General features: G+C 40.0%; 26 protein-coding genes. 3 read left to right on the top strand and 23 right to left on the bottom strand.

Annotated features, from left to right (window positions below; translation table 11 throughout):
• Positions 1 to 4: 4 nt before the first annotated feature.
• Genes ACTJJD_RS06210 through ACTJJD_RS06160 form a run of 11 tightly spaced genes read right to left on the bottom strand, consistent with a single transcriptional unit; the run spans position 5 to position 10,386 of the window.
• Positions 5 to 1,135 (bottom strand): nucleotidyltransferase family protein, encoded by a 1,131-nt coding sequence (locus tag ACTJJD_RS06210; protein WP_440608189.1) that lies wholly within the window; start codon positions 1,133 to 1,135, stop codon positions 5 to 7.
• Positions 1,122 to 2,258: an aminoacyl--tRNA ligase-related protein gene (locus ACTJJD_RS06205; RefSeq protein ID WP_440608188.1), complete on the bottom strand. Its 1,137-nt coding sequence runs from the start codon at positions 2,256 to 2,258 to the stop codon at positions 1,122 to 1,124. Before ACTJJD_RS06205 ends, ACTJJD_RS06210 begins: the two co-directional genes overlap by 14 nt.
• Positions 2,259 to 3,110, bottom strand: coding sequence for an HAD hydrolase family protein (locus ACTJJD_RS06200; protein ID WP_058337326.1), 852 nt, complete (start codon positions 3,108 to 3,110; stop codon positions 2,259 to 2,261). It lies immediately after the preceding gene.
• Positions 3,111 to 3,113: 3 nt separating this feature from the next.
• Positions 3,114 to 4,196 (bottom strand): inositol-3-phosphate synthase, encoded by a 1,083-nt coding sequence (locus ACTJJD_RS06195; RefSeq protein ID WP_440608187.1) that lies wholly within the window; start codon positions 4,194 to 4,196, stop codon positions 3,114 to 3,116.
• A 24-nt stretch (positions 4,197 to 4,220) separates the two neighbouring features.
• Positions 4,221 to 5,027, bottom strand: a complete 807-nt coding sequence (locus ACTJJD_RS06190) for a histidinol-phosphatase (RefSeq protein ID WP_041090464.1) — start codon at positions 5,025 to 5,027, stop codon at positions 4,221 to 4,223.
• Positions 5,028 to 5,043: 16 nt separating this feature from the next.
• Positions 5,044 to 5,817 (bottom strand): SDR family NAD(P)-dependent oxidoreductase, encoded by a 774-nt coding sequence (locus ACTJJD_RS06185; protein ID WP_058337328.1) that lies wholly within the window; start codon positions 5,815 to 5,817, stop codon positions 5,044 to 5,046.
• 14 nt (positions 5,818 to 5,831) lie between these two features.
• Positions 5,832 to 6,560, bottom strand: a complete 729-nt coding sequence (locus ACTJJD_RS06180; RefSeq protein WP_041507281.1) for an SDR family NAD(P)-dependent oxidoreductase — start codon at positions 6,558 to 6,560, stop codon at positions 5,832 to 5,834.
• A complete protein-coding gene (locus tag ACTJJD_RS06175) occupies positions 6,557 to 7,546 on the bottom strand; it encodes a phosphotransferase enzyme family protein (RefSeq protein ID WP_178930153.1) in 990 nt (329 codons plus the stop codon). Before ACTJJD_RS06175 ends, ACTJJD_RS06180 begins: the two co-directional genes overlap by 4 nt.
• A 4-nt stretch (positions 7,547 to 7,550) precedes the next feature.
• The gene (locus ACTJJD_RS06170) at positions 7,551 to 8,102 is read right to left on the bottom strand and encodes an AAA family ATPase (protein ID WP_052472184.1); all 552 of its coding nucleotides are present in this window, start codon (positions 8,100 to 8,102) and stop codon (positions 7,551 to 7,553) included.
• A gap of 14 nt (positions 8,103 to 8,116) precedes the next feature.
• Positions 8,117 to 9,151: a hypothetical protein gene (locus tag ACTJJD_RS06165; protein WP_342462526.1), complete on the bottom strand. Its 1,035-nt coding sequence runs from the start codon at positions 9,149 to 9,151 to the stop codon at positions 8,117 to 8,119.
• Between the two features lie 5 nt (positions 9,152 to 9,156).
• A complete protein-coding gene (locus ACTJJD_RS06160) occupies positions 9,157 to 10,386 on the bottom strand; it encodes a methionine adenosyltransferase (protein ID WP_073413546.1) in 1,230 nt (409 codons plus the stop codon).
• Between the two features lie 109 nt (positions 10,387 to 10,495).
• On the opposite strand from ACTJJD_RS06160, the gene ACTJJD_RS06155 reads away from it, so the two are divergent.
• Entirely contained in the window at positions 10,496 to 11,578 is a 1,083-nt protein-coding gene (locus ACTJJD_RS06155; protein WP_335352760.1) for a serine hydrolase domain-containing protein, read from the top strand.
• Here the strand turns inward: ACTJJD_RS06155 and ACTJJD_RS06150 are convergent.
• Genes ACTJJD_RS06150 through ACTJJD_RS06135 form a run of 4 tightly spaced genes read right to left on the bottom strand, consistent with a single transcriptional unit; the run spans position 11,575 to position 15,530 of the window.
• Positions 11,575 to 12,744, bottom strand: a complete 1,170-nt coding sequence (locus ACTJJD_RS06150; RefSeq protein WP_350391197.1) for a hypothetical protein — start codon at positions 12,742 to 12,744, stop codon at positions 11,575 to 11,577. The genes ACTJJD_RS06155 and ACTJJD_RS06150 overlap by 4 nt on opposite strands.
• A 23-nt stretch (positions 12,745 to 12,767) precedes the next feature.
• A complete protein-coding gene (locus ACTJJD_RS06145) occupies positions 12,768 to 13,913 on the bottom strand; it encodes a nucleotidyltransferase domain-containing protein (protein ID WP_440608186.1) in 1,146 nt (381 codons plus the stop codon).
• A gap of 5 nt (positions 13,914 to 13,918) precedes the next feature.
• Positions 13,919 to 14,497, bottom strand: coding sequence for a CYTH domain-containing protein (locus ACTJJD_RS06140; protein WP_440608185.1), 579 nt, complete (start codon positions 14,495 to 14,497; stop codon positions 13,919 to 13,921).
• Positions 14,498 to 14,516: 19 nt separating this feature from the next.
• Positions 14,517 to 15,530 (bottom strand): hypothetical protein, encoded by a 1,014-nt coding sequence (locus tag ACTJJD_RS06135; RefSeq protein ID WP_342498995.1) that lies wholly within the window; start codon positions 15,528 to 15,530, stop codon positions 14,517 to 14,519.
• Between the two features lie 101 nt (positions 15,531 to 15,631).
• On the opposite strand from ACTJJD_RS06135, the gene ACTJJD_RS06130 reads away from it, so the two are divergent.
• Entirely contained in the window at positions 15,632 to 15,892 is a 261-nt protein-coding gene (locus ACTJJD_RS06130) for an acyl carrier protein (protein WP_041090484.1), read from the top strand.
• On the opposite strand, the gene ACTJJD_RS06125 is transcribed toward ACTJJD_RS06130, so the two are convergent.
• The 3 genes from ACTJJD_RS06125 to ACTJJD_RS06115 form a co-directional block, all read right to left on the bottom strand.
• Complete coding sequence (locus tag ACTJJD_RS06125; RefSeq protein WP_440608184.1) at positions 15,879 to 17,594, bottom strand: ABC transporter ATP-binding protein; 1,716 nt, start codon at positions 17,592 to 17,594, stop codon at positions 15,879 to 15,881. The genes ACTJJD_RS06130 and ACTJJD_RS06125 overlap by 14 nt on opposite strands.
• Complete coding sequence (locus ACTJJD_RS06120; RefSeq protein WP_440608183.1) at positions 17,591 to 19,360, bottom strand: ABC transporter ATP-binding protein; 1,770 nt, start codon at positions 19,358 to 19,360, stop codon at positions 17,591 to 17,593. The genes ACTJJD_RS06125 and ACTJJD_RS06120 overlap by 4 nt, the downstream gene beginning before the upstream one ends.
• A gap of 173 nt (positions 19,361 to 19,533) precedes the next feature.
• Positions 19,534 to 20,454, bottom strand: a complete 921-nt coding sequence (locus ACTJJD_RS06115; RefSeq protein WP_440608182.1) for an aminoglycoside phosphotransferase family protein — start codon at positions 20,452 to 20,454, stop codon at positions 19,534 to 19,536.
• Positions 20,455 to 20,624: 170 nt separating this feature from the next.
• Here ACTJJD_RS06115 and ACTJJD_RS06110 point away from each other — a divergent pair, with 170 nt between their 5' ends.
• Complete coding sequence (locus ACTJJD_RS06110) at positions 20,625 to 20,888, top strand: acyl carrier protein (RefSeq protein WP_052463354.1); 264 nt, start codon at positions 20,625 to 20,627, stop codon at positions 20,886 to 20,888.
• A 52-nt stretch (positions 20,889 to 20,940) separates the two neighbouring features.
• Here the strand turns inward: ACTJJD_RS06110 and ACTJJD_RS06105 are convergent, their stop codons facing one another.
• The 5 genes from ACTJJD_RS06105 to ribF all read right to left on the bottom strand — a co-directional run bounded on the left by ACTJJD_RS06105 (position 20,941) and on the right by ribF (position 26,962).
• Positions 20,941 to 22,173 carry a M16 family metallopeptidase gene (locus ACTJJD_RS06105; RefSeq protein WP_041090488.1) on the bottom strand — a complete coding sequence of 411 codons (1,233 nt, stop codon included), beginning with the start codon at positions 22,171 to 22,173 and terminating at the stop codon, positions 20,941 to 20,943.
• A 33-nt stretch (positions 22,174 to 22,206) separates the two neighbouring features.
• A complete protein-coding gene (locus tag ACTJJD_RS06100; RefSeq protein ID WP_017359068.1) occupies positions 22,207 to 23,160 on the bottom strand; it encodes a polysaccharide deacetylase family protein in 954 nt (317 codons plus the stop codon).
• A 125-nt stretch (positions 23,161 to 23,285) separates the two neighbouring features.
• Positions 23,286 to 25,403, bottom strand: a complete 2,118-nt coding sequence (gene pnp / locus ACTJJD_RS06095) for a polyribonucleotide nucleotidyltransferase (RefSeq protein WP_007499522.1) — start codon at positions 25,401 to 25,403, stop codon at positions 23,286 to 23,288.
• Between the two features lie 183 nt (positions 25,404 to 25,586).
• Positions 25,587 to 25,856, bottom strand: a complete 270-nt coding sequence (rpsO, locus tag ACTJJD_RS06090) for a 30S ribosomal protein S15 (RefSeq protein WP_008354438.1) — start codon at positions 25,854 to 25,856, stop codon at positions 25,587 to 25,589.
• A 155-nt stretch (positions 25,857 to 26,011) separates the two neighbouring features.
• Positions 26,012 to 26,962 (bottom strand): bifunctional riboflavin kinase/FAD synthetase, encoded by a 951-nt coding sequence (ribF, locus tag ACTJJD_RS06085; RefSeq protein WP_440608181.1) that lies wholly within the window; start codon positions 26,960 to 26,962, stop codon positions 26,012 to 26,014.
• Positions 26,963 to 26,968: the final 6 nt, after the last annotated feature.

Here is a 26,968-nt window from a genome sequence, read left to right as displayed (position 1 = left end):
GACACTACTCCTTATGCACAGAATGCTTGTTAATATCTAAAGATCGATTAATATGAAAGAATCGTTTACGAATTGGTTGATTCCAAGTATGAACGACATCATTTGCATCCAGCACTTCGGATAAATAAGTAAGCGATTCAGGCTGAAGTGCATCCATGACAAGTTCAGGAATCGTTTGAGGAAAGACCTCATTCACATAATGAAAAGCAAAATAGACCATCTTTTCAAAGCCATACGCTTTCGTCTGGCGGACAAATAAATCCACATCAAGTAGGTCTTCCTTCATAAACATGCCATATATATCTAGCAGTTTATAAAGTAGTAAGTCTTTCATTGACTCCACTTCATTTAAATAAATCGCTTCTTTATAAAAATGAATACATAGGAAAAGAAGCATATCCTCTTCTTTTAAAGACCATACAAGGTGCTCGTCAACAGACGTTTGAATTCGTCTAGACAGCATTTCTTTGACAATTGAATCCGTTCGGTTCCCTGTCATGAGGTCAACTGAAAACTGAACATCAATTTTATGACAATCAATAAAGCGGCAATCTGGTGTAGGTTTCATATAGGTGTAGGTTTGATGTGAGTTCATGATGAGGTAAAGGATGTCTTTGCGTTTCGCAGGTGTGACTTTCTCCGTTTCATAGTTCCAAGAACCTTGAATATAGCCTAATTCGTTTAATACGTGTCCAGTTTCTTGCAGCTGATCTTGTGAGATAAAGAGATCGTTGTCCCCAAACAAGCGAAGCCCAACATCACCGTATGCCCACTGGCCAATCACACTTCCTTTTACAATGGCATATTCAATTCCTTTTTGATCAAGTGCTTGAAATAACTGATTATTTAACTTGATATTGTCTCGAGCCGTTTCTAATTGACCCTTATACATAATCTCTAATGACTTTAAAAAATAAGTCGCTTTAAACTCTTTTCTTAAATGAATGGCATAACGTTTAATATTCTTCCACGCAATTCCTGCTGTCCGGTGAACATGCAGCATTCCGAGAATGACATTCCAGTCTTGCTGCTTATACAAAAGCTCCTGCATCTCTTCAATTTGACTCGCTTTTAAAAAAGGAGTGGATAAAGTGAGAGCTGTATGTTCTTCTTGAGTCAGATTACTTTGCAGCATAGCGCTCCTCCTTTAAATGAAGCATGTCTTTCGGCCAATCCTTTCGATTTCGACCGTATGTTTGTAAAAACACTTGAACCCAACGATCGATCCCAAATGCCGCACAACCTGAATAAAGCGGCAGACCATCTTCTCCGCTAATATGGAACCTTTCACAAAGCATCTCTCCGCAGTCGTTAAAAGAAGCGATTGAAACTTCTTTCTTTTCTGTCACAGCGACTAATTCATATTTGCTATTAGCCATTAATTGATAATTCGCTTTATCCATATCATCATAAAAGAAAAAAGGGTCATTTGCGGTCGTGACCTTTCCACTTAGACCAAGTTGATGAAAGCATTCCCATGTGTTCTCAAGGAGTGTTTTTCTCGTTTCATTGATAAATTCTTGATGACCAATAAAGACAATTTCGCGCATACTAAATTCTATTTTCCTGAGAGGGTCCACTTTCCAAGAGATTTCATGTCTAAAACATTGCCCCGTTGCTGTCATCATTTGATTGTCTGTATACGTCTCCCCTTCCCATTCCTCATAGCAGTGATAACAAATACACGGCTGTAAAAAACGGCCTGCCTGCTGGAAGTGTTCAGGCTGAAAACCATGATGCTTTTCTCGAATATCATCAATGATTTGATAATCATGAGGGATCTCAAAAACAGAATAAATATTTTGTGGAAAATTCGTATGATACTTACATTTTTCCATTAAATCTTTACTGATCGTCGAAGGGTATCGCCTTACTTTCGCTCCAAGTGAAATCCCTATATTTAAAAATAATTGATCAAAGTAGTTTGAAAGTTCCAATTCAACTTCATCATAGAAGGTTCTTTTCTGATCTTCCTCGCTTAGTTTCGAATGAACAGGCTCACTAGATAAATGAATATTTGATTTTATTTCTTTTTCACGAAATCTCCGCAGCTGTGCGATATTTGACGATAGATTCGAAAACGCAGTTGATATTGCCTCCTTGTCTCCCATTTTATCTACGGTTACTTCAATCATAGATTCCTCTTTGTTAAGAGCCACGTGCACAATATGAGCAGATAGAAATGAAACTCTTTCCATAAAATCCGATATCATTGTATCTTCTAATGCTTCTGGTAAAGGCAGTTGAAGGGTCCTCAACTAAATACCTCCCTTTTCATTGATAACGTGCGGCGTTTCAAATGATTGTAAAACTTTAAATAGATAATCAGAAATAGGCTCCTGTAAATGAACATCACTTAACTCAATCGCCGACGGATGACTATCTTGAACGGCTAGCCCCCACTTGGCCTTCTTCAGCATCAGCCTGTCATTATGACCATTTCCAAAGGCAATCACACGATCTAAATCTCTTTCTCCAAAACAATCGAATAAATAGTGCTCAAGCATGTCTGCCTTACAAATCCCTTTTGGAGATATGACTTGAGCATTTAAAAACTGGGCATCTGCTACGTCGCAATGACAATTTTTTAATTGTTGAGCAAGATCCACTTTTTCTTTTGGTAAAATAAATAGTTTAGTTACATGGTCAAAGCTAAATTCTTTCTTGTGACCAACCTCTATTTTTTCTCGTGGAAAGCTATATAGCATGCAGTATTTCAACTTAGCGCTTTTACTTGATGCCACGTGCTTCCCATGAGATTCCATGACAAATTCAGCTTTTCCATCAAGTGATGTGATGATCTGTTGGCATAAAGCTGCATCTACATACCGCTTCACCTCAAATGTTTTCTTTTCATGATGACAAATGACATTCCCATCATTCAGCAAAACATCATGATGAAATAAGGCGAGTAGAGATCGATCTAAATCCAGAGAGAAGAAAGAATCATAGGTTCTTCCTGTCACAATAATGGGTATAATGCCTCTTTGGCGCAGCATGTTCACTGCGCCATGGACATCACCAATAAGCTCGCCTCTGTCATCAATTAATGTTCCATCCAAGTCAAAAGCGGCAAATTTTATCTTGCGAAGATTGAGTTCCGCTTCCACTGGTTACACCTTTTTCAGCTCAGCATTTGCCACATATTCATTGAACAGACGTAATGATTCTGAATCGACTTGTCCAACTGGTGGACTCTTAAATAAGAATGGGCAGACGTCATGTATGACACCGCTATGATTCATATCTTTAGCTGCTTTTGCAACACGCATCGCATTCGCAATGACACCAGCTGAATTCGGACTATCTTCTACTTGTAAACGAATTTCAAGTGAAATGTCAGAATCTAAAACAGAATTCCCTTCTAATCGCAAGAAGCAGACCTTATGATCCCCTAAATAGCTGACATAACCATTTGGACCTGCTGCCACTTCACTGGCATCAATCCCTGAAGCGAACAATGCTTTTCTCTTCGATTTTTGCTTACTCGTTGATCTCATAGGGTTGGCTAGGTTTAAAAAGTCCGTATTGCCTCCAACATTTAGTTGGTACGTATTGGTGATATCAATCCCGCGGGATTTTAATAGTTCAATTAAGGCTGTATGCAGTGTGGTTGCACCTAAGTGACTTCTTAAATCGTCTCCAAGGAGTGGGGTCTCCGACTCTTCAAACATTTTGACAAACTCAGGATCATTTGCCACCGGTTCAGGTGTCGCATTAATAAAGGCTGTTTGAGCGTGTGCACACGCCTCTGCGTACACACGAACTGCTTCAAACGAACCTGTTGGTAAGAAGCAGACGAGTACATCTGCCTGAACATCTTTTAACCTTTGCGTCACATCATGTGTGTTCATGTTCAGTGAATGTTCATGTGGTTGAATGCAGTTGGACAAATCTCCTTCAAGTCCATCACATAAAGGACCTGCTTCGACGGTTACTTGGAAAAACGGAACATCGATATGTTTCACTGCAGCTGTTGGTTTAGTAAAAATGGCCTCTGACAAGTCTTTTCCGACTTTATTTTGATCTACTTCAAAAGCTGCAACAAATTCGACATCAGATAACTGATAGCCTCCAATCACGTCATGCATAACACCAGAGGGCGTATCCATCTTTTCCTTAGCCAACTCAACAAATTGAACGATACTTGACGCACATGATCCTACTCCTGCAATTGCTACACGAACTTTTGTCATTTTCATAACCCCTTTTTTATGAATTTATAGAGCCAATTTTCGCTTTTGACGAGATTGAAAAATACACCATTCCTGGTAACCTAATTCCTTTAGCGTTTGTTTCACTTTCAGCCAATCATCTGCCACGCGGGCGGGCTGATGAGCATCTGAGCCAAACGTGACATCCACTCCATAAAATTTGGCTCGCTCTAATAGATCCATTGATGGATACCAGCCTCCGCAGTCTTTTGTTTTGCCAGAGGTATTCACTTCAATCACAGAACCACTCTCCGCAATGACTTTTAGTGCATCATCGACAGCTTCTGTTTTGAGATGAGCAATTTCTGGATAAAAACCTTTTAAGGCGTCAATATGCCCTAAAACGTCGAACATTTGACTCTCAGCAGACATCTTAATTAACTGGTAATACGTCTCTTTTTCAATGATTGCTTGTTGCTCTGTGATTCGTTCCCAGCGTTTCCGGTTGAATAGATCGTATCCATTACTGACATGAACCGAGCCAATGATATAATCAAATGGATAATGTCGATACACGTCTCGGTAGAGGGCTTCGTGTTCTGGAAAATAATCAGATTCAACACCTAAAAGCACGTGAATTTTCCCCTCATATTCCTTTTTCAATTGCAGGACTTCCTCTACATATGATTGAAATTCACTCTTCGCCATCGCTACCCATGGTTTAAAATGATCAGCCTCTTCACCAAAAAACGGGGAGTGATCCGATATTCCGATACATTCTAGACCTAGTTTGACAGCCTCATCGATATATTCTCTGATGTTTCCCTCCGCATGACCACAGCGCTGATGATGTGTGTGCAGATCAAATTTCATCAAAATGTTTACTCCTCTACATGGCAGTATAGCCGCCGTCAACCATTAGATTTTCTCCTGTGATAAAACTTGCTTCATCAGAGAGAAGAAAGATGACAGCAGATGCGATCTCTTCTGGATCAGCTGTTCGTTTTAACATGTGCATCCCTCCAATATCAGGGTGCTGATTTGCTTGCTCTCTTGTCAATCCAAGTTCTTCTAAGTGAAATCGTTCGTTATTTTTGTTCCACACCGTACCGGGATTCACTGCATTCACACGAATACCTGCATCTGCCAAATCCATTGCCATGCATCGCGTCATATTCACGACGGCTGCTTTTGTCGCATTGTATGTTAAATATTTCGGCTGGGCAATATGACCTGAAATGGAGGCAATATTTACAATGGATCCTTTTCCTATTTTCTCCATGTAAGGTGACGTGTGTTTGACACATAGGGCTTGCCCCATAATATTTAAGTCCATGATGCGCCGCCATTCTTCAACAGTAGCTTCAAGGCCACGCATGATAAAAACGGCTGCACAATTCACAAGCATGTCAATTTTCCCAAAATGATCGACTGTTCTTTCTACCATTGAGACAATGGCTGCCTCATCAGCAATATCAGCTTCTATAAACAACACATCATATCCAATTTCTTTGAGCCTTTTTTCTGCTGCTAATCCGTAATCTACATGGTGATCAGCAATGACGACTTGCGCACCTTCTTGTGCTGCTCGTTCTGCGACCGCATATCCAATCCCCTGCGCCCCGCCTGTCACAATCACTGTCTTTTCTTTCATCCCTCGCATGTAGCTGCCTCCTCTTACCACTGAAGTCTTTTACCGTCTCTTAGTAGCTCTCCTGTTGGTCCATCTCGGGGGAGCTGTGCCGCCCATACGATTCCTGATGCACCTTCCTGTACAGTTTTAACAGCCTCTGATGTCCCCATGTCCGTTTGTACCCAGCCAGGACAAACTGCATTCGCAAGAATAGAAAATGGCGCCCCCTCTAAAGCCGTGACTTTTGTCAGAACGTGCAAAGCCGCTTTTGACATCCTGTAGTAAGGACCGCTTTTTCCATCACGCCTAACATCGTTTGAAGCGGAGATGGCGGAGAGCCTTCCCATGCCGCTAGATACATTGACGATTCGTCCATATCCAGCCTCTTTCATGTAAGGGAAAACCGCCTTGGTCATTCTGGCTGCGCCATACACATTGACATTCATCGTTTCTTGAAGTGTCGATACAGGAAGATCTAAAAAAGATGGAAAGGCGTCATCCATTATGTTGTCAAGAAAGACTCCCGCATTATTAATCAGCACATCCACTCTTCCGTACGAATCCTTTATAAAAGCCGACAGACGTTCAACCGACTCTTCGTTTGTCACATCCAGCTGGTATGGCACAACCTGCTCATTTATATCAGAAGCAGCTAATTCAGCATTTTCAATCTGCCGTGCTGTTAAAATGACAAGCATGCCATCTTGCGCAAGCTGTCTGCACACTTCTTTTCCAATGCCTCTATTTCCACCAGTGACAACAGCAACCTTCAAATCCTCATCTCCTTTTGGAGATACCATTCTTCTTTCAGCTGGCTTGATGCAGATTCTAGTGCTTCCAAGGACCAATCAATATACCAGTTCAATAAGTGAGGTGTGTAAGTATGCAGAAGTGTTAAATACCGCCCTGTCGGAATATATAAAAGTCTGATAAAACCAGATATAGAACGCCACTCGTTTTCAGATAGGTCATCGGCATATGCCTTTAAAAATTGAATCGTTTTCACAATATCTAGTTGAAATGTTCCCCGCTTGATTCTCGTTAACAAAAAAGCAGATATGGCTGCATCATAAATTCGTGGTCTATAACCTGCTGTATCAAAATCAAGAACCATGGCGAGCTTCTTATGACGGATGAGCAGGTTGCCAGAATGAAAATCACCATGTGTGACAGCATGTGGTAATGCCTCATACAGACTAGGATTTAGCAGCGTGAGTACATTCATCAGCTCCTGTTCATACACTTTAAGCAAAGAAGCAGCCTTTTTAGAAGAAACGACTTTCTTTAATACACTTGCCGTCTTATCCAGTGTTTCGTCCGGTGAAGTTATCCAGTTTTTCAATTCACAGTTTGGATTCACAGGCCCTTTCGGTAAGTTCTTTAATGAATGAAGTTGTCTTAATACCCGAATGGCTTCTTGTTCATCTGAACGATTTCCCATTTCATATGGCCTTCCTTCAAAATAGGGCCGCAACTGCCAAAAATGTTCTTTGAATAAAATGGTTTTACGACCGTTCTCTGCCTCTATCATTGGTTGAATCGGGAAACCATGATCAAGCAAAGCATCTGTTAAATCTTCTAAATATTGAAGCCACTTTGCATCATGATTTCTCGCACATTTTTTTAAGACAAAGCGGTTTTTAGCATCCTCTACAAGCCAGCCTTCATTAGGGCTTCTTCCGTTTAAAGGTGTTAAGCGGATTGGCTGTTCCGAAAACCAATATTTCAGGACATTATCAGCATCATCAGATTTCATCATGTCCTCACCCCTTTTTCTCAAGGTTTTTGATTTTCCTAAGTACCAGATCTGCTGCTTCCTGCTTGTCTATGCGTAGGCATTTCACACGTGATTCTTTTTTTAATTTATGAAAAAGCTTCTCGTTTTGATGGAGCACCTCTGGATACACATGAAAGGCATATGAGAAAAATTGGAGCGCATTACCTAGTCGCTCCTTATTTCCATTCCAAAGTTTTTCCCTTGTCATGAGCCGCTTGAACGTCCTTTTCATGAGACGGGGGAATGTCTTCCTTCTCTTCACATCAAGCCATATGATCGTATCAGCATATTCAGTCAAGATATGGTGAACAGATGAATATTGACCATCAATCACCCATTTCTTTTGTTTAACAACTTCATGGACGTTATCGATAAACAACTTCCGATCTGTTTTTTTCCAGTTCGCTTGCCAAAATAGGGCATCGAGCTCATAGTGAGGTAACATGAATTCCTGTTTCAAGTGATGGGCAAGGGTCGTTTTTCCAGATCCAGGTGGACCAACAATCCATATTCGCTGGCTAGCTCCTTCATTATTCAAGTGGTTCCCCCCTGTTAAAGAACACGTTCATGCTTTTGAATGTCGTTTCTCACTTTTGTTAACAGATCTAATGATTCATCCCAATTGAGGTTTTCAGTTAATTCAAATACTGGCACTTCGCTTGAATGAATGGACACATCTTCACATAACAGATCTAGTGATTCCTCCGAAAAGCCACTTTTCTTTAACAACTGGCCAAAAAGTGTATGTGCGGGAGTCAGCCTTGTTTCAGGTGTACGAAAATAGTGAATCATTCCCGCCATTGCTTCTACAGGTCCTGGTGACAGGTGAATGCCATTAAATCGAGTACACACGTTCGTTAAACCAAACTGTTTTTGCTCCGACAGCAGCATGTGTTTAAAAGAACCTGCTTTTGCCTCTTTAGGGTCCGTTGCACCGATAAAGTCTTCTCTTAACATCCTCATAGGCTTCTTTGAAAAACATTCCATGACGATAATAGACTTTGCAGGTGCAGTGAACCACTCAATTTGACAAGGATGGAATGAATTGAGCAGAAGCATCTGTTCTCCATCCACCTCGGCCTTTATGGCGTATGTGCCCGCCCCTAGCTTGTCCACCTTCATGTTCCGTGTAAGAAGCTCTAAACCATATGGCGTAAGCTCTTCGTACTTTTGTAAAAATTGATGGCCTCCATATATGAAATGTTCCTTCTGTTTAAACTCTGGATATTTAAAGAACAGCATCTTTTTTGCCGTATCTGACAATTCACTCAGACCGTTTTTAGAGATTTTGTTCAGCATCCCATATTGTTTTTCTATTATTTTCTTTTCTTTCAAATATAAGGATGATATAACGCGCACGGCTCCTATTTCTACATCATGATTATCTAAGCGTAGGAAAAGTTCATCTAATATTCGATCAAGCTGTACACCTTTGTGGATACTCGTTAATTCAGGCTTTAGCATCAATAGAAGATGATGTTGATTCAATTGTTGGTGTTTTTCAATTTCATATGGATGAATGGTCACTGCCATGGGTTCTTTTGTATGAATACATGCATGAACGGCATCAATGACTTTTTCTTTCATCCTTATTACCACATTGTCACGCCTTTAAAAATTAAATCTTTTGTCACATCGCCCATCGAATGGACCGCATTCATGACAATGTCTTCAATTCTCTTTCTATCCACTTCATTTCCATCCCACTGTTCAATACGGACGGCAATTTCATCAGGGTTGTGGAGCGGTGCTTCTTTTGAAGTAAAGATATGCACTTCTGTTGGCTTTTGAATGGTCTCAAAAATTTGATCTGCCAATCGTTGTGCGAGCACTCCATACAATTTCCCTGTATGATCAAGCGGGTTTTTACCAGCCGGCGCTTCAATACTCATAGACCGCATTGGGGTGATCAATCCATTTAATCGATTTCCTCTTCCAACAACACCTACATCGCCTGTATCTGCTACAGAACCAAGTGCTGTTAAGTACGGGCGACCATTGCGATCTGTTGCGTTCAGCATAAGATCAGGCGTAAGTCCTAACGTTTCATGAATATAGCGAGCAATTTGATCCTGACATTCTTTTTTACGGGAAAAATATTCCTCAAGACTATGAATATCTTTTGCTAGAAAAGGCATGTTTACTATGAGTTTGAAATCTTCATGACGTCTGCTTCCAAATATTTTCACATCCCAGCCGGTATCTGGGTTCACCTTTTTAAATTCTGGTCCATTCACATAACGCTCTGTATAGAGAACGAGTTTCTCAAGACGGCTTAACGGGGCATGAGCATGCAGTAAATTACAGTCATTTGAAACAAGCTTTGGATCCCCGATTTCGATCATGTCTGTTTCAACCATCGGACGATATCTTGAATTTTTACGCCCTGCCCCTTGATGATCAACAATCCGGCAGTCAATGACGAGATGTTCGTCAGCATCAAATCCGGTCGTCACCTCTGATAACACATCTTTGGCTGCATCGAAAAGAATCTTTTTAAGAGGAATCGGCTCATCACCGTATGCATATGCCCCTTTTCCAGCAAACACAACTTGATAAGGTTTGACCATTGTTCCTTTTCCGTACGATACATCAGCATCTCCGCCAAGAAGCATCACTTTGTCAAACCAGTGGTGTGCTACTCTGCCGAAATGCTCCATGCAATATTGAGAATAATATTGAGAAGCTCTTTCTGCGATGGCGTCACACATCGTATCTGGATGCCCTACTCCTTTACGTTCTACAAGCTCATATGGAATTTGTTCGATATCCTGGCCATCACCTTTTAAAATATCAAGAATGGTTTTTTGAATTGTTTTCATTATCAATCGCCCGCTCTCTTTTAAAATATAAAAATATTGATCCTTTACCTTAAAACAACATGAAACATTTGGTAATATATATATATTCTGTATGAAAGAGGTGTCTATTTTGATCAATGAATCGATCCTACAACGCTTGCAAGATACAACCACTGATATTAAGAAGTTATTGAATCAACATCAAATTCCTGGCTGCTCTATTTGTATTTCTCATGAAGATAAGCACATTTGGTCGTGGCATGAGGGCCTAGCTGATATTGAAAGCGGCACCCCTGTTACAAAAGACACAACCTTTCGAATTGGTTCTGTGACTAAGCCTTTTACTGCAATGGTCATGATGAAAATACGAGAGGAAGGATTGATTCAACTCGATGAGCCTATTCATACTTACGAACCTTTACTTTCTTTCATAAAAAGTCACATATCTGAACCAATTCCACTCACTTTCCGAATGATTGCCTCTCATATCTCAGGCCTGCCCAAAACACTCGATAAAACAACTCATCTGCGAGATATGACATTAGCTCAGTGCATGGAAATACTGACTATTTTTACACCGCCTTGGTCTATCATCAATTATTCCAGTCTTGGCTATTCAATCTTAAGTAAAGTACTAGAAAAAGTGAGTCAACAGCCATTTAGAGAATTAGTGCATACCCACATACTAGAACCGCTCGATTTGCAGCAAACTGGATTTATTGAAACAGCATCCACAGCCAAAGGGTATACCCTTTCTTCCTCTGGTCTTTCCGGCATATCTTATCCAAGTGCTGAAACACCATCTTGGGAGGACGGTTCAAGCGGACTATTCTCTACAGCAGACGATTTGATTCGATTCATTCAAGCTCAATACGACGGAAACCGTCTGCTTCATCAGCATTCGCTAAAAGAAATGCAAAGCCCCGTTATGGTTGAAGAAGATTTCACTAGAGGTGTTGGTCTTTCATGGTTTTTGAGACCTTTTAACGGATTCACCTTAGCTGAACATAGCGGAGAAATTAAAGGCTTCACCTCCTATATTGGCTTCATTCCAAAGCGTAAATTAGGTGTTTGTATTCTCTTAAACTCTGACGAAAGGCTCGCTCGGCCGATTGCCGACATGCTCTTTCAAATCATGCTGCCAGCAGATCACGAACTGATGAAAAAGCGTGAAGACCGGCTCAAACGAATGTTTAGACAATCGTCTCTTTAAATGGAACTCACTTTTTTGTTTAATAAATCTGGAATCGCGTCCTGCAGATACCGTGGATCACCCTCTAAATAAAAACATGGCATATTGAATAAATGATGGATCAGCTCAGATGCCTTTTGTTCCAGAAAGGTATCTGACACATGCCGAAGGCCGAGCCAGCCTTTTAAATAGTCAGGATCTTCTGGTTCTCTTATATTGGCGACCATGATATCTTTTGCTCTCTGATCATCTTTTTTTACTGGTACAAGCCTGATCTCACCTGATCCTATTTTGAGTGAAGGGAAAATCACCATATTTACTTTCGTAGAGCTCCGAATCGTTGTTCCTGTCATGTCAGCAGCTTCTTTTGGTGTAATTTCAAACTTACAGCCGCTCGCCCATTTTTCTTTTGCTTCTTCCTCTGTTGATATGGTTTCATCCCATATTCTTTGATCTTGAGACCGGCTGAATTTTTTGTTTTTCAATTCCTGTATATTTGTTGTGGCTTGGACGGTTCCTACTCCAAGCGCCAAGCACATCGGCCATCCATACACAGTAAGCTCCTGATCTTCAAGCACTGAAATGGAACGATCGTTTGTGATAAAATCCGCTCCTCCATGATGCAAAAACTGCCACATAGTGGTTGACTTCCCGGCACCTTTATCGCCAATAATGAGCGCTCCTTTTTGGCCATCTTCAAAAGAGACAGCCGCTGCATGCGTAAAGCATCCACCTTGGTTTTCTAATGTTCTAAGGGCAATTTCTCGAACGATTCGCAGTGGACAGCGTATCGCAGATTCATTATTGTTTTTTCCAATCACAGCATAACGCCCTTTAAAGACCGCCACACTGTGCGGCTCGTCACCTTCATGCGAGGCAAACAATACTTGATCGTCTAATTTCAATCGTTTGTAAGTAAACTTCCTTTTTGCTGTAATCGTTTCACCCTTTTGAAAGCACGCATTGCGAACGGACTGTTCAAGGTCAGGATCAATGATGAACCGTATATCAATCTGTGAAGGCATATCCCCCACATGGCTGTCTGGTTCTTTCGGGATATAATGTTCGATATCTTCAATTGCCAGCGATTCGGTTGATAAAATGTGAAAATGAATACCTGCAAACACAAATGATTTTTCATAAGGAAAATCGTTCTTCGGCTTTTCAAAAAGCGCTTTTATCTCCATATAGAATCCTCCTCTTCATTTTGCTACTGCCTTTCAGGGAACAGCTGTACGATAGGCTCCTCTTCAAGCTCATCACGATTATCCAAGCTGAAAAAACGCTCAACAAAAGATTTCTTCCACATTTTCGAAGAACCGAAATCATTTTCTCCATAGGCTTCTAAGAACGATTGGTCACTCATGTCTAACTGCTGCAATTGATCAATATAGTTCGTTTGATACAATAAATCTACAAACGTAAACGTGTAAAAAAGTGCTTTTTCGGCCCCTAATTCCTTCGCTCTTGCTTGCAAAGCATGCCAATCAAGTTGGTTTTGCTCTTCAGCAAACTTGACGTACTCCCTTACATCGCAAAACTTAATCAAATTGAGATCTGCATGTAAATAGACATACTGCACATTTGTTGCTTCCTTGTATAAATGGAAAGCAAGATGAATGAGAAAATCTAAAGGTTCAAGCATATAAGTATCCGTTTGCAAAAATGACTTTTCATTAGCAGCATCTAGCAAGGCATTTGTCGCGTCGTAGTTTTTTTTCAGCTCAACATCGTATGAAAAATCAACACGGTGAACCTTCAAAAAGTCTTCTCCGCTCCGTTTAATATGTGAATAAAGATTTCCGGCATTCATTCTCCACATCATTTCTTCTTCTCGGGAAATCGGTATTTCTTGATCGGTTGCCCAGTCATATTTACCGATGATAAACCCTTCCTCCTTGAGCAATGAAGAAGCTCTTTTTCGATCATCTGGATGAATTAAGAAATCAATGTCTGACATCATTCGGAGTCCATAATCTTTGTAAACAAGAGGCGTTAAAATGGCTCCTTTTAGAGGGACTGCTTTCAGCTTTGCTTTTCGAAATGTTTGTAAAAGACGCTTTAATTCCTTGAATCTCTCCATATTTTTTTGGCGATTCCCGATATAATGATAATGAAGTAAAAATTTGTAGGTTGTCGTGATTTTTTTTTCATCATCAAGGCGAATCAAATGAGGCGTCATCAGTTGAAGTACCTTATGTCTTGATGCAAGTCCAATCAATTGAGGTACATCGATGCCATCTTTTAATACATCTCTCATCAACTCTTCTTCTTTTTCATTTAATTGAATACGTGAGCCAAGTAATAGTAGCCTCTCTTCATTTGAGAGAGTGGATTGATCCAAAACAGCCCGCATGTGGATTACTCCTTCCCGTATAGTGATTTAAATCTAGTGATAAATCGAGAGCGTTTCCCTTTTCGATTGACTGGTATGTCCAAATCATCCGTTAGTCTATGAAACCATTGAGCTGCCTCATATGCTTTTTCACTGTCATATTCAATTTCTAATTCATGATCTGTGATGCCAAGATAGCTGCTTTGATCCAAATCCACTTTGATGCCTGTCTCGATATAAAAGGTAGTTCGTTCAGTAACCAATAGTCCTAACAACTCTGGCTGTTCAGTCATTGTAAAAGGTAAAGACGTTACGATGTTCTGTACATCTAGTTTTTGCGGTAGATCCTCAATAGGAAATGACTTTTCTTCTCTTACTCTTTTATAACCAGACGTTTGACTGGGACATTTGATCTCAAGTGTTCGTTTGCCGCTGGTTTGACGGACCCGTACGGTATAGCCATATCGTTTTAATAAAAAATCTGAGGTGTCATAATAGTAATTGAAGTTAAGTAGATACGCGGGTTTATGATTTTGACTTAATATGTTGTAGATGTGTTGAAAATCTGCTTGTGACAACAAATATTTATACTCCTGCTCAACCATGACTCACCTCCAAAACGTCTTACACGACAATATCGGATTGTTCAAGAAGCTCTTGAATGAGAAAGGTTCCTTTCTCTAAAGAAGTAAATGCCTGTTTTAATGAATAACAAGGGATCTTTTCCGCTAGATGTTTAAGAAATGGTTCTAGCGCTTCGGGTGTCGGTAATGTGAAATATGGTAAGAGGAACTCATTATGTCTTCCAGGATTGATGACTGCGTGCTCCTTTAGACGTTCCCCTGCTTCATGTGGACTGATTTTCGAAAGTGTGGCGCCCGTTTGCCCATGAGGTAAAAACTCAGGAAACACCATGACGTCAATTTTCCCCATTGTTTTGACTTCACGTGAAAACCATTTTTCTAATTCCTCCGGATAGACGAAATGATAGTTCTTATCATCTTCATTAAATGGGTGACTCGATGTTTGAAGCCTATATGGTGTATCAAACTTTTCAATGGCTTCAAAAGAATCTTTCCGAATACTCATAGATCTCGGCCAACCAGTTCCTTTGTACTCGTTGTTCGTATATGAAATCCCTATATCATCGTTTGTGATGTACGTTGCATCGGTTAAGGATAACAAGGATAAAATGGTGGATGTTTTGCCCGCTCTTGATCCGCCTACTAGTGCAACCCCTTTTTGATTCATCTCCATCATGCCGCCATGCAAATAGACAAGTCCATCCTGATAACACAAAAGGCGAAGCAGTACTCTTATTAATCGCAGTGCGTGTTGTGCTGTCCATCTGACATCTTTTGGTTCATCTATTACAACGACTTTCTTCTCTCCGTGATACAGGTAGCGGCAGCGAGGTTCCATCTTGGTTTGATAAAAGACTTCTTCAAGTGGCACTTCTGTTTGTATGTCTTGTGCATATTTGCTGGTTAAAATCGTCCAAACGTCTCCTTCAGGTCTGTCTGTTATTTTGCTGCACTCAACATAGGGATGTACTTTACTGATGACTAAATTCTGAACTGATTCATCTGCCCCTAATACCACACGAACATTATTTTTTTGATAGCTTACATATGACAATGAATGCCACCCCTTATGATAGATTGATAAAAACAATTGCAATTTTCTCCTTAATCCACCAAAATATAACACATATTAATCTTTTAGAAAGGAGCCACGACATGAATGAACTGACACGAACAGAAGTTGAAGAAAAAATTGTCCAACTTGTGATGAATAAGTTGTCGCTCACTGAGCAGCCAGGCCTTGATGATAGTTTAAAAGCTTTAGGATTAAATTCTGTCCAAATTGTCTCTTTTGTTATTTCATTAGAGGACACCTTTCACATTGCGTTTGAAGACGAAGAATTACATCCTGACCACTTCCGCACCTTAGATCGACTCTTTACTTTGGTCAACACCAAACTGACTAAGACGCTGTGATGACCTGCGCCATAAATAAAGAGCGGTAATGCGAGGAGGCTTCCATCAGCTCCTCATGAGTACCGCAGCCTTGAACAGCACCGTCTTCAAGTACATAGATCATATCTGCATTTTGTATGGTCGATAATCTGTGTGCAATTACAAGCAAAGTGCTTCCTCCTTTTGCATCGTCTATCCCTTTTTGAACCTGCCTTTCTGTCTGCCGGTCAAGGGCCGATGTCGCCTCATCTAATATCAGAAAATCAGCCTGTTTTAAAAGCGCTCTAGCGATAGCTAAACGCTGTCGTTGTCCCCCTGACAAGGAAATTCCCCTCTCTCCAATGACTGTATCAAATCCTTTTTCAAGTCCTTTAATGAAGGGAAGAATTTGTGCAATCTCACAAACCTGTTCAAGTTGTTCTTCAGTAATATCAGTTAATCCCATGATGAGATTGAGACGTATGGTGTCTGGGAAGAAATAGGGTTCTTGCGGGACAACGGCTACTCGTTTTAAGAAATGAGATGGCTCTATCTCTGATCGTTCAACGCCATTTACTAAAACGTTTCCGCTATCCGGTTGATAAAGTCCAAGTGCCAGCTTTGAGATAGTCGATTTCCCGCTGCCGCTCGCTCCAACAATGGCCACTTTTTTTCCTTTTGGAATATGAAGATTCAAGTCGTTTAAAGCCCCTTTAGATGTTTGTTCATAAGAAAAACAAACATCTTCAAACACCACATCTTCCACAGAATGTATTCGCTTCGTTCCTTTTTCTTCGTTTTCTATTTGCAGTACGTCTGCAATTCGATGAACAGATGCACGCTGCTGGAAAAATTCAAATACATACTGGAATAACTCCTGATAACTTTTCATTAATTGAGAAGCATATTGGTAAATGACGACAAACAAGCCGATTGACATGTTTCCTGCTGTTACTTGATATGTGCCAAACACAAGCACAGATAGTATTCCAAACCATTTCAATGGTTCTGTTAAAAATAGAAGCTTATTTTGAAACTTACCTTCTTTAATGACACGATCCATCATCTTGTTAAATAGCTTTTCATACAAACCGATTTCCCATTTGCGTCGATCAAATGCAACCACTTCTCTTGTAGAAGAAATTCCTTCTTCGACATGCACGAATAGATCTGACTTTCTCTCTTGCACTTCTTTTGCGATGTTTGTTGCCGTTTTCGCCATTTTTTTACCGACAATGAAATAACACGTACTTGCAAAAAGAAGCAAGAGAAATAATACAGGACTCACAGATAGTAAAATGATCGATAACACAACGGCCATAAAAATGGTTTGTACAATTTTCGGTATATGTAAAGCAGCTGTGACAGCGACTGTCTTTACATCTTGGTTAAGCTTGTGTAAATAATAACTAACTGGATGAATTTTATATGATCTCATCGATACTTGCTGAAGCTGATCTAACATCTTTTTCTGTAATGAATGGTGGATGGTAAGGTAGTTTTTGTGCATCACATATGGGCTGGCGACAAACATGACAACATAGACAAGAAAAATGATGGCAAACAGCATCAAGATATGAGGAAATTGTTGATTGCCGCTATTCAAAAGGACATCGTCAATGAGCCACTTTTGCAGCCCGATCATGGCTAAATTAGCTGCTGCTTCAATCAAAACGAGTAAAAGAGCGAGGATGAGCATCCATTTTTGCTTTGTGATCAAAAGAAACAGCCAATTTTTCCTCATGTTACACCTGCCTCCTTTTCTGAACGGTCAGACGCCAATTGATAAAAATGTCCCTTTTTTCTCATCAATTCATTAAAATGTCCAGTTTCTAACATACGACCGTCTTCTATCAAAATAATTCTGTCAAAATGTCTTACAGTAGATAAACGATGTGCGACTGCAATGACAGTAGATTCCTTAAATGTTTGATGTAATGCCTGCTGGACTTTTTGCTCGCTGACACTGTCAAGAGATGCTGTTGCTTCATCGAGTAATACAACACTTGGATTTTTAGCAAATAGCCGGGCAATCGCGATCTTTTGCTTTTGACCACCAGAAAGTTTTAATCCTCTTTCACCAAGTATGGTGTCGTATCTGTTTTCTAGTTCTCTTATAAATGAGTCGCAATCAGCTTTTTTAGCGGCTTCAATGATCTGTTGATCTGAAAGACTTGTATCTCCAAAACGAATATTGTCCTTTACACTCATATTAAATAAAAACGTTTCTTGAAAAACAAACCCCATCGCACCTCTTATTTGACTAGTAGGTAAACAGCGCAAATCAACTCCATCAAGTGTGATCATCCCAGATGAGGGATCATAAAAGCGTCCAATTAATTTAAGAAGCGATGTTTTCCCTCCACCGCTCGTACCGACAAGCGCCACTTTTTCACCACGTCGAATATGTAGATTCATCCCCTTTAATAAAGGAGGATGATTGGGATAATGAAAATCAACGTCATGAAACACGATATCGCCTTCGACTTGATCAAGCAGCATAGGCTGACGAGGCTCTCTAATATCGGGTGTTTTTTTCATAAAATGGTATAAAGGTTCAATTTGAAAGGTTAAGATTCGTTGTTCTGTTAGAAGTGTGACAATAGAAGTAAGCATGTGCATTGCTGAAAAATAATATAGTATATATGCCACAAAACCGCCTGTCGTCAGCTGACCAGTATTTACAAGGGAGATGCCGAGAGCAAATGTAGCTAGAGCACCAATATAATAAGTGAGCCTGCGGTTGCTTCCTCGTAAGTAAGCGAAAAAAACATTTTTTTCATGATCTTGGCGGACCTGTTCATGCAGCTTTTGAATCCGCTCCATGTCCCAATTCATATAACCTAAAATTCTAAGCTCTTCCATTGAAGCAAGACTTTCGTATAATTTTGTTTGCAACGTGCGAAAACCTTCTGCACTTTGTCTTCCGTAGATCGTTGCCTTTTTTTCAAGCCAAGGGCCAAAGATATAGTAGAGAATAAAACTTGGAATAATGATGAGAGTGAGTAAGATAGAAATTTGTATCATAAAGTATAGTGAGATGGCGATAAATAGTGTCTGATTGATAAATTGTGGGAAGTATCGTCTGTAAATTTCTTGTACAGCTCGTGTTTGTGTGTTAACAAAGGAGAGTGTTTCACTAACAGAATGTTGTTCGTAGTATGAGAAACCGAGTTGACGGATTTGCTGGAAGGCAGCAAATTGTGAATCTCTTGAGGCTTGTTCGATTAATTTTCTTTGCCATAAATTTCGTGCAGCTGTCAGTATAATACCAAGTGCTATCAAGCCAGTCAGGCCTAACAATAATCCATTCATTTTAGAAAAGTCTTTTGCTGGCAAAATCGTTTCAATAAAATATTGAATAAATTTAGGTATAATGAGTTCGCTCAAGGTAATAACGAATCCACTCATAATGACTAGAATCACTTTACCTGTATAAGGCTTTAAAAATGAGAGTGTCCATAAATATACACGCCATAACTGCTTTGAATCTTTGTCGATTTGTTTCAATCCATCACCAGCCTTTTGCTCTTTTTCAACAAAAAACGGAATTTTTTTACAACTTTTTCGATCCTTGTTTGGATTATATAAAATGTTTCTACTCATGACAATGTGTAATTTGTATCATTATAACATAAAAGGCAGTGACTTCCATCACTGCCTAATCGTCCTATATTTCACTGTTATCTAGTGATACGCGTATACCAATGAGGTTCTATTTGACGAAAATAATCATGATCTTTTAATACATTTTCTAGTCTTTCGATCATCTCATCCATTTGACCTGGATCAAATTTAATGACCCACATAATCGATGAAAAGATGCTCATTGCGACATATACAGAGTAAAGCTGCCAAAAATCAGCTGGTATTTCCCCATCAAAATACCCATTTATTTGACCAGCCGCAAAGGCTTCACTTGTTTCTCTACTGAAAAGAGCTACTTTATAAAAATCATGAATAGGGTCTCCCCAATCAAAATTATTAAAATCAATAACGCCTGCATATTTATCATTCTTTATAATAATATTCCCTAAATGAAAGTCATCGTGCTGAAATTGGTTAGGCCTTCCCTTCACCTTATCTATGTGCTGTGAGATAAACTGCGCAACTTTTTCATCCCCTTCTATGGAGATACCGCTTTCCCGATAAGCAGCTAAATATCGATGATGCTTTTTCACAACACGCTCTTCCCAAGGTTCGATGTGAGATGGCGCTGGGTATGTATGCATGTTTCGTAAATCCTGTCCTGCACTTACCCCGATCGCATACTGCTGTTCTTCTGTTAACTGACTCATGATTTCTTTTGCTTCTTGACCTTCTACAAACGATAAAATATAGTACACTTGCTGTGTTTCATCTAGAACACCCATTTTCACTGGATCAGCACACTGAACACCGTGACGTCTTAATTGGGAAAGGAGCTCAAATTGCGTCTTTATTTTGTCATATTGGTCTTGATCTGTGAATCGAAGGACATACTTTTCACCTGATGACATCGTCACGACCCATTTTTCATCTTGAGAATAGCCTTTATCAATTTGGTCTATGGAGATCGCTTTTTTTAATAAGGGAATGTGCTGCATAAGGTCTGTTTTATTCATGGATTGATCCATCCTTCCCAGTCTCTTTTCTTCTCACTCTACCAAATTTTTCATTTGAAGAGAATGATCAACAATTCCTATTTATATCGAAACTGCTTTACAATGTTTTTCCATTCTAATATAGTTAATTTATGTAAAGAATAGAAAATTTGTAAAGAGGAGCGTTGCAGATGAATGAAACGACGGATGCCCTTTCACTATCAAGTCAAGTAAAGGATTTGGTCCTGCGTTCTTTGGACGATGATAGCAAGATTTCTATTGGTGCAGATGAAGAGTTAACAAATCACGGTCTCGATTCAATTAAAGCAGTTTCACTCATTTTGGAATTAGAAGAGGTTTTTGATATTCAATTTGCAGATGAGGAACTATTGACCGAGCACTTTTCGACAATCAATAAAATTGTTCATCAGCTGCAAAACAAGTTAGCTGATTAATCTTTAGACATGAAAAAAAGGCATCTCTTTTAAAAGACATGCCTTTTTTTGATTAAGCAGAAGGTACATCACCCGTTGGACTAATAAGCGAGAGAGCATAATCTTCTGTAAAGATTCTTTTCGATAAATTGTTTACGCCGTCTAATGAGACGCGATTGATTTCATCAATAATTTCATCAAGCGTACGATGTTTGCCAAGGAGTAATTCATTTTTACCATTTCGGCTCATCTTGCTGTTTGTGCTTTCAAGACTAAGCATGAGGTTGCCTTTCATTTGCTCCTTAGAGTTTTCAAGTTCTTTCTGCGTAATTCCCTCACGTTTTAAGACGTCTAATGTTTGTAAGATGGTTTCAGATAGCAGATTTAGCTGCTTCGCTCCAGTTCCACCATAGATCGTCAGCATTCCGTTATCTGCAAATGAACTATGATAGCTGAATACAGAATACGCAAGTCCTTTATCTTCTCTTACGTCTTGGAACAACCGGCTGCTCATGCTACCGCCTAGAACATTATTTAAGACGATTAAGTCATAGATGCCCTGATCTCCAGCAGGAAGTCCGTTAAAGCCCATGCAAAGATGCGCCTGTTCTGTTTCCTTTTTGCGTGTCAGTTTGTCATAGTGGAATTGCGGTGCTTCGACAGGCTGCTTTTTCCCCTTTCCTTCATACGAGCCAAATAATGTTTCGACCTCACGAATGAAGGTGTCATCGACGTTCCCTGCAACAGAGATGACGACGCGATCCGGCGTATAGAATTCGTCCATATATTTTCTAAGGGAATCACCGTTAAAAGTAGAGAGTGTTTCCTCTGTCCCTAAAATCGGATAACCTAATGAATGATCACCGTAAATGGCTTTGCTTAACAAATCATGAACGATGTCATCAGGAGTATCTTCATACATTTTAATTTCTTCATAGACCACATTTTTTTCTTTCTTCAGCTCTTCTTCGTCAAAAGCAGAGTTGAAAAACATGTCACTCAACACATCGAGGGCATACCCAGCATGTGAATCAAGTACCTTTGCATAATAGCAAGTATATTCTTTTGACGTAAAGGCATTCACTTGACCACCAATGCGGTCAAAGGATTCTGCGATATCACGTGCAGATCTCGTCTTTGTTCCTTTAAAGAACATATGCTCTAAAAAGTGTGAGATCCCATTTACTTCTGGTGTCTCATGTCTAGAACCTGTTCCAATCCAGACGCCAATTGCGACAGACCTTACAGTGGGATTGTTTTCAAGTACAATTCTTACTCCGTTTTGGCATGTATACGTTTTGACCAAGTTTTGCTCCTCCTATTCAACAAACAGATCGCATCACGGGTGTCTTTTTTCACTTAGGAGGTCAGAAACCGTTCCTAATTCATATCCTCTTTCTTTGATTTGAGTGATAAGTGCGTCTAGACTTCTCGCTGTTGCGTCTGTTGGATGCATTAATATCATCGCCCCATTGTGAATTTTCCCAAGCACTCGTTTTTGTAATACAGCTGGTGATGGTTTTTGCCAGTCGATCGTGTCTACTGTCCACATAATGGTTTCCATTCCTTCTTGTTTCGCAAGCTTTACTGTTTCTTCTTTAAAGCTGCCACTTGGAGGCGCAAACCATATCGGTTTTTTCCCAAGGGATTCTTCAATTTGGCGATTTGTTTTAATCATCTGCTCTAATGCTCGTTCTCTTGTCAGTGTGCGCATATCCGGGTGATTGTATGAATGATTTCCAATTTCATGACCATCTGCCACGATTTTTTTAGCAAGGTCTGGACTGTTTTTCACCCATTTGCCTTCTAAGAAAAAGGTTGCCTTCACTTGATGCTTTTCTAGTGTATTCAACATCTTTGTTAAATGCTCGTCGCCCCAAGCTACATTGATCAGGAATGCATTCATCTTTTTGTCTGGATGTCCCTTATAGATAGGTTCAGCACCAAGTTCATGTAAATGGACAGATGGTTTTGTTTCTTTAAAAACAAGCAGCTTTTCATCGAAAGAGCCCTGTTTTTTCATTTTTTCGTAAGAAGCATCGATATCGACTGTCTGTCCATTTAAACCAGGCATCTTTTTCCACACTTTATCAATCTTAGCATTTTGCGGCTTCTCTTCATAGTCAGAAGACTTCGATTCGATCTCTTGATACAGAATATCTTTTGAAACAGATGCTACCTCGGCGTGCTCTTTCATTGAATTCATATATGTAACAGCAGCCGGCTGCTTCATCGTTTGATATGACACGAGCAGTAAAAATACAAACACAAAGAATGGTATCGTTTTTTTCAATGGTTGTCCCTCCCCTTTACCACAAATTATGATGGGGAGAAACAAGCTAGAACTATTGTTACGCGCAAGAAAAGAAAGAAGCCTGGCACGGATACCTGGCTTCTAACACATTTTATTTGTTCTCATTAAGACTGCTTTTCTTCTTTTTCCTTTTCTTCACGTAAAACAGCTTTACGAGAAAGGTTTACACGGCCTTGTTTATCGATCTCAGTGACTTTGACGAGTAGTTCATCACCAATCTTCACGACATCTTCTACTTTGCCAACACGTTCAAGTGCAAGCTCAGAAATATGAACAAGTCCATCTTTGCCGCTGAAGATTTCAAGGAAGGCACCGAATTTTTCAATTCGTTTTACTTTACCTAAGTAAAGTTGGCCAACTTCAACTTCTCTGACAAGATCTTCAATGATTTTCTTCGCTTTTTGGTTCATGTCTTCTTCAGTAGAAGAGATAAAGATTGTACCGTCTTGTTCAATATCAATTTTCACACCGGTATCTTCAATGATTTTATTGATTTGTTTACCGCTTGGTCCAATGACATCGCGAATTTTATCTGGATTGATTGTCATCGTTAAGATTTTTGGTGCATAACGTGACAATTCTCCTCTAGAAGCTGGAATCGTTGACAGCATGCTATCTAAAATTTCCATTCTTCCTTTTTTCGCTTGTTGAAGTGCTTCTTCTAAAATGTCTTTTGATAGACCATCGATTTTGATGTCCATTTGAAGCGCTGTTACACCTTTAGATGTACCTGCTACTTTAAAGTCCATATCTCCAAGTGCATCTTCCATTCCTTGAATGTCTGTCAGCACTGTGTAGTATTCACCAGATTTAACAAGTCCCATTGCAATCCCTGCAACTGGTGCTTTAATTGGAACACCTGCATCCATCATCGCAAGTGTGCTCGCACAAATACTTGCTTGTGAAGTAGAACCGTTTGATTCTAACACCTCAGACACAAGGCGAACCGTATAAGGGAAATCTTTTTCAGATGGAATGACTGGCTCTAATGCACGTTCGCCTAGCGCACCATGTCCAATCTCACGACGGCCTGGACCACGCATTGGGCCGGTCTCACCAACACTGAATTGCGGGAAGTTATAATGGTGCATGAATCGCTTAGACTCTTCAACACCAAGACCATCAAGAATCTGTACATCACCAAGTGCACCTAATGTACAAATACTGAGTGCCTGTGTTTGGCCCCTTGTAAACAATCCTGAACCGTGCGTTCTTGGAAGAAGTCCTACTTCTGAAGAAAGTGGACGGATTTGATCGACGCCGCGTCCATCTGGACGTACTTTCTCTTCAGTAATAAGGCGGCGAACTTCGTTTTTCACAAGCTTGTTTAAGACATCCTTCGCTTGTTTAATCGTTGCTTCGTCACGCTCTTCTTCTTCAAATTTTTGAACGACAGCTTTTTTCACAGCACTGATGGCATCTTCACGAGCATGCTTCTCATGTACTTGAATCGCTTTCAGTAGATCCGCTTCAGCAAGTTGTTTTACTTCCTCTGCTAATGCTTGATCGACTTCATATAAAGGAATATCGATTTTTTCTTTACCGACAGCTTTTACAATTTCTTCTTGGAATTCGATTAAGCGTTTGATCTCTTGATGGCCGTACATGATGGCTTCAAGCATTGTTTCTTCTGGTACTTCATCAGCACCAGCCTCTACCATGTTGATTGCATCTTTTGTTCCAGCTACAACAAGGTTGATATCGCTTTGTTCAAGCTGCTCAACATTTGGGTTGATGATGAGCTTTCCATCTACTCGTCCTACTGTCACGCCAGCGATTGGTCCCTCAAATGGAATGTCAGACACACATAAAGCTAAAGATGAGCCAAACATTGCAGCCATTTCAGATGAACAATCTTGATCCACACTCATGACAATACTAATGACTTGTACTTCATTTCTAAATCCGTCTGCAAATAGTGGACGGATCGGTCTGTCAATTAAGCGGCTCGCAAGGATTGCTTTTTCACTTGGGCGGCCTTCTCTTTTAATGAAACCACCAGGAATTTTACCAACTGCATATAATCTTTCTTCGTAGTTTACAGTGAGCGGGAAAAAATCAAGTGGTTTTGGTTCTTTAGAAGCTGTTGCTGAGCTAAGCACAGCCGTATCTCCGTAGCGTACGAGAACCGCTCCGTTTGCTTGCTTTGCAAGCTGACCAGTTTCAACTGTCAGTTGACGTCCAGCCCAGTCTATGGTGAAGACTTGTTTCTCTTGTCCCATTCTGAGATAAACTCCTCTCTTGTCGTAAAGTTTTTAGGTTATTTCTTATTATGAACAAAATGATTTTCACATATCAATGTGAAAGCTGTATGTAGAAGGGTTTTTGCCATTCTTTCAACATTTTAACCATAAAATATTAGTGATTATACGATAAAAAAGCGGGAATCCTCCCGCTTTTTACGATTATCGACGTAAGCCTAGTTTGTTAATTAACTCACGGTAACGAGTTACGTCTTTATTACGTAGATACGTAAGAAGATTACGACGTCTACCTACCATTTTCAAAAGACCGCGACGTGAGTGGTGATCTTTCTTATGAGTACGTAAATGCTCGTTCAAGTTGTTAATTGATTCTGTTAGGACAGCGATCTGAACTTCTGGAGATCCAGTATCAGATTCGTGTGTTTTGAACTCATTAATTAATTGAGTTTTACGCTCTTGAGTAATAGCCATCCTGTTTCACCTCCAAATCATGTTAGCCCCATCTACCTCGCAACCGTCGGTGAAGTCGGCCTGCCAAGTAAGTGGTTTTAAAGCTACAGGAATTATCATACTAAAAATATGCCGATTTTGCAAATGATAGAGCGGTTTTTCTGTGATTTTTTTGTTTAATGAAGATGATTTTGAAAAAACTGAATCGCTTCTTCTTTATCTTGACTAATTTGAGCCGTTAATTCTTGGATACCGTTAAATTTTTGTTCACTGCGAATCCGTTTGTACCACTGTAATTTAATCGGTTCACCATAAATTTCTTCGTTAAAATCAAAAAGGTTCACTTCAATCGCAGGCTGATCAGGACGTTTTTCATAAAATGTTGGTTTGTAGCCAACGTTACAAACACCGTCATACACCTTGCCTTTCACTTCCGCTCTCACTGCATATACGCCTGTTGGCGGGATGATGTATTCAGCAGATAAACCAACATTGGCGGTTGGAAAGCCAATCGTGCGTCCTCGTTTATCTCCATGAATCACAATGCCTCGAAGCTGATACGGTTTCCCTAAAAGCTCACTCACATATTCAACGTCTCCATTTTTCAATGCGGAACGTATAAGGGTTGAGCTGACTTTCCGGTCTTGGTTGGAAAGCTTAGGTACAATGGTCGCAGCAATCCGCCCTTTCCCGTATTCGTCAAAAGTTTCCATTGTGCCTGCGCCAAACCGGCCGAATGTAAAATCGAAACCAGCGACTGCATGCTTCACATTCAGTTCGTCCAAATATTGATCGACAAAGTCTTGAGGAGACAGTGCTGCAAAGCTTTCGCTGAATTGCACAATGTATAAGTAGTCAGCACCTAATTGTTCGATAAAATCAATCTTATCCTCAAGCGGTGTGATTAAGTCTTTTGGTTCACGTGCTTTTTGCAGAACATGTGATGGATGCGGATGAAAAGTCATGACAGCTAGAGCTAAACCCTCTTTTTCCGCAAGGTTTTTAGCTGCATCAATCACTTTTTGGTGTCCGAGGTGAACACCGTCAAAATACCCTAAAGCCATCACAGACGGGACTTGATCCTTTTGATTCAATGTATGTGGGTGTGAAATATGTATAGTCTTCACGAGATG

Source organism: Bacillus sp. 22446 (assembly GCF_052044955.1).
GTDB classification, from domain to species: domain Bacteria; phylum Bacillota; class Bacilli; order Bacillales; family Bacillaceae; genus Bacillus; species Bacillus altitudinis.
Note: the sequence above shows the minus strand (reverse complement) of the source record. Positions and strands in the feature narration are given on the sequence as shown.

Coding starts and splice junctions, on each gene's coding strand:
- ACTJJD_RS06190 (WP_041090464.1), bottom strand. CDS start 5,027: ATGAAATTTGATCTGCACACACATCATCAGCGCTGTGGTCATGCGGAG.
- rpsO (WP_008354438.1), bottom strand. CDS start 25,856: ATGGCTATTACTCAAGAGCGTAAAACTCAATTAATTAATGAGTTCAAA.
- ACTJJD_RS06130 (WP_041090484.1), top strand. CDS start 15,632: ATGAATGAACTGACACGAACAGAAGTTGAAGAAAAAATTGTCCAACTT.
- ACTJJD_RS06140 (WP_440608185.1), bottom strand. CDS start 14,497: ATGGTTGAGCAGGAGTATAAATATTTGTTGTCACAAGCAGATTTTCAA.
- pnp (WP_007499522.1), bottom strand. CDS start 25,403: ATGGGACAAGAGAAACAAGTCTTCACCATAGACTGGGCTGGACGTCAA.
- ACTJJD_RS06185 (WP_058337328.1), bottom strand. CDS start 5,817: ATGCGAGGGATGAAAGAAAAGACAGTGATTGTGACAGGCGGGGCGCAG.
- ACTJJD_RS06115 (WP_440608182.1), bottom strand. CDS start 20,454: ATGAATAAAACAGACCTTATGCAGCACATTCCCTTATTAAAAAAAGCG.
- ACTJJD_RS06150 (WP_350391197.1), bottom strand. CDS start 12,744: ATGGAGATAAAAGCGCTTTTTGAAAAGCCGAAGAACGATTTTCCTTAT.
- ACTJJD_RS06175 (WP_178930153.1), bottom strand. CDS start 7,546: ATGATGAAATCTGATGATGCTGATAATGTCCTGAAATATTGGTTTTCG.
- ACTJJD_RS06125 (WP_440608184.1), bottom strand. CDS start 17,594: ATGAGGAAAAATTGGCTGTTTCTTTTGATCACAAAGCAAAAATGGATG.
- ACTJJD_RS06210 (WP_440608189.1), bottom strand. CDS start 1,135: ATGCTGCAAAGTAATCTGACTCAAGAAGAACATACAGCTCTCACTTTA.
- ACTJJD_RS06165 (WP_342462526.1), bottom strand. CDS start 9,151: ATGAAAGAAAAAGTCATTGATGCCGTTCATGCATGTATTCATACAAAA.
- ACTJJD_RS06195 (WP_440608187.1), bottom strand. CDS start 4,196: ATGACAAAAGTTCGTGTAGCAATTGCAGGAGTAGGATCATGTGCGTCA.
- ACTJJD_RS06110 (WP_052463354.1), top strand. CDS start 20,625: ATGAATGAAACGACGGATGCCCTTTCACTATCAAGTCAAGTAAAGGAT.
- ACTJJD_RS06160 (WP_073413546.1), bottom strand. CDS start 10,386: ATGAAAACAATTCAAAAAACCATTCTTGATATTTTAAAAGGTGATGGC.
- ACTJJD_RS06145 (WP_440608186.1), bottom strand. CDS start 13,913: ATGCGGGCTGTTTTGGATCAATCCACTCTCTCAAATGAAGAGAGGCTA.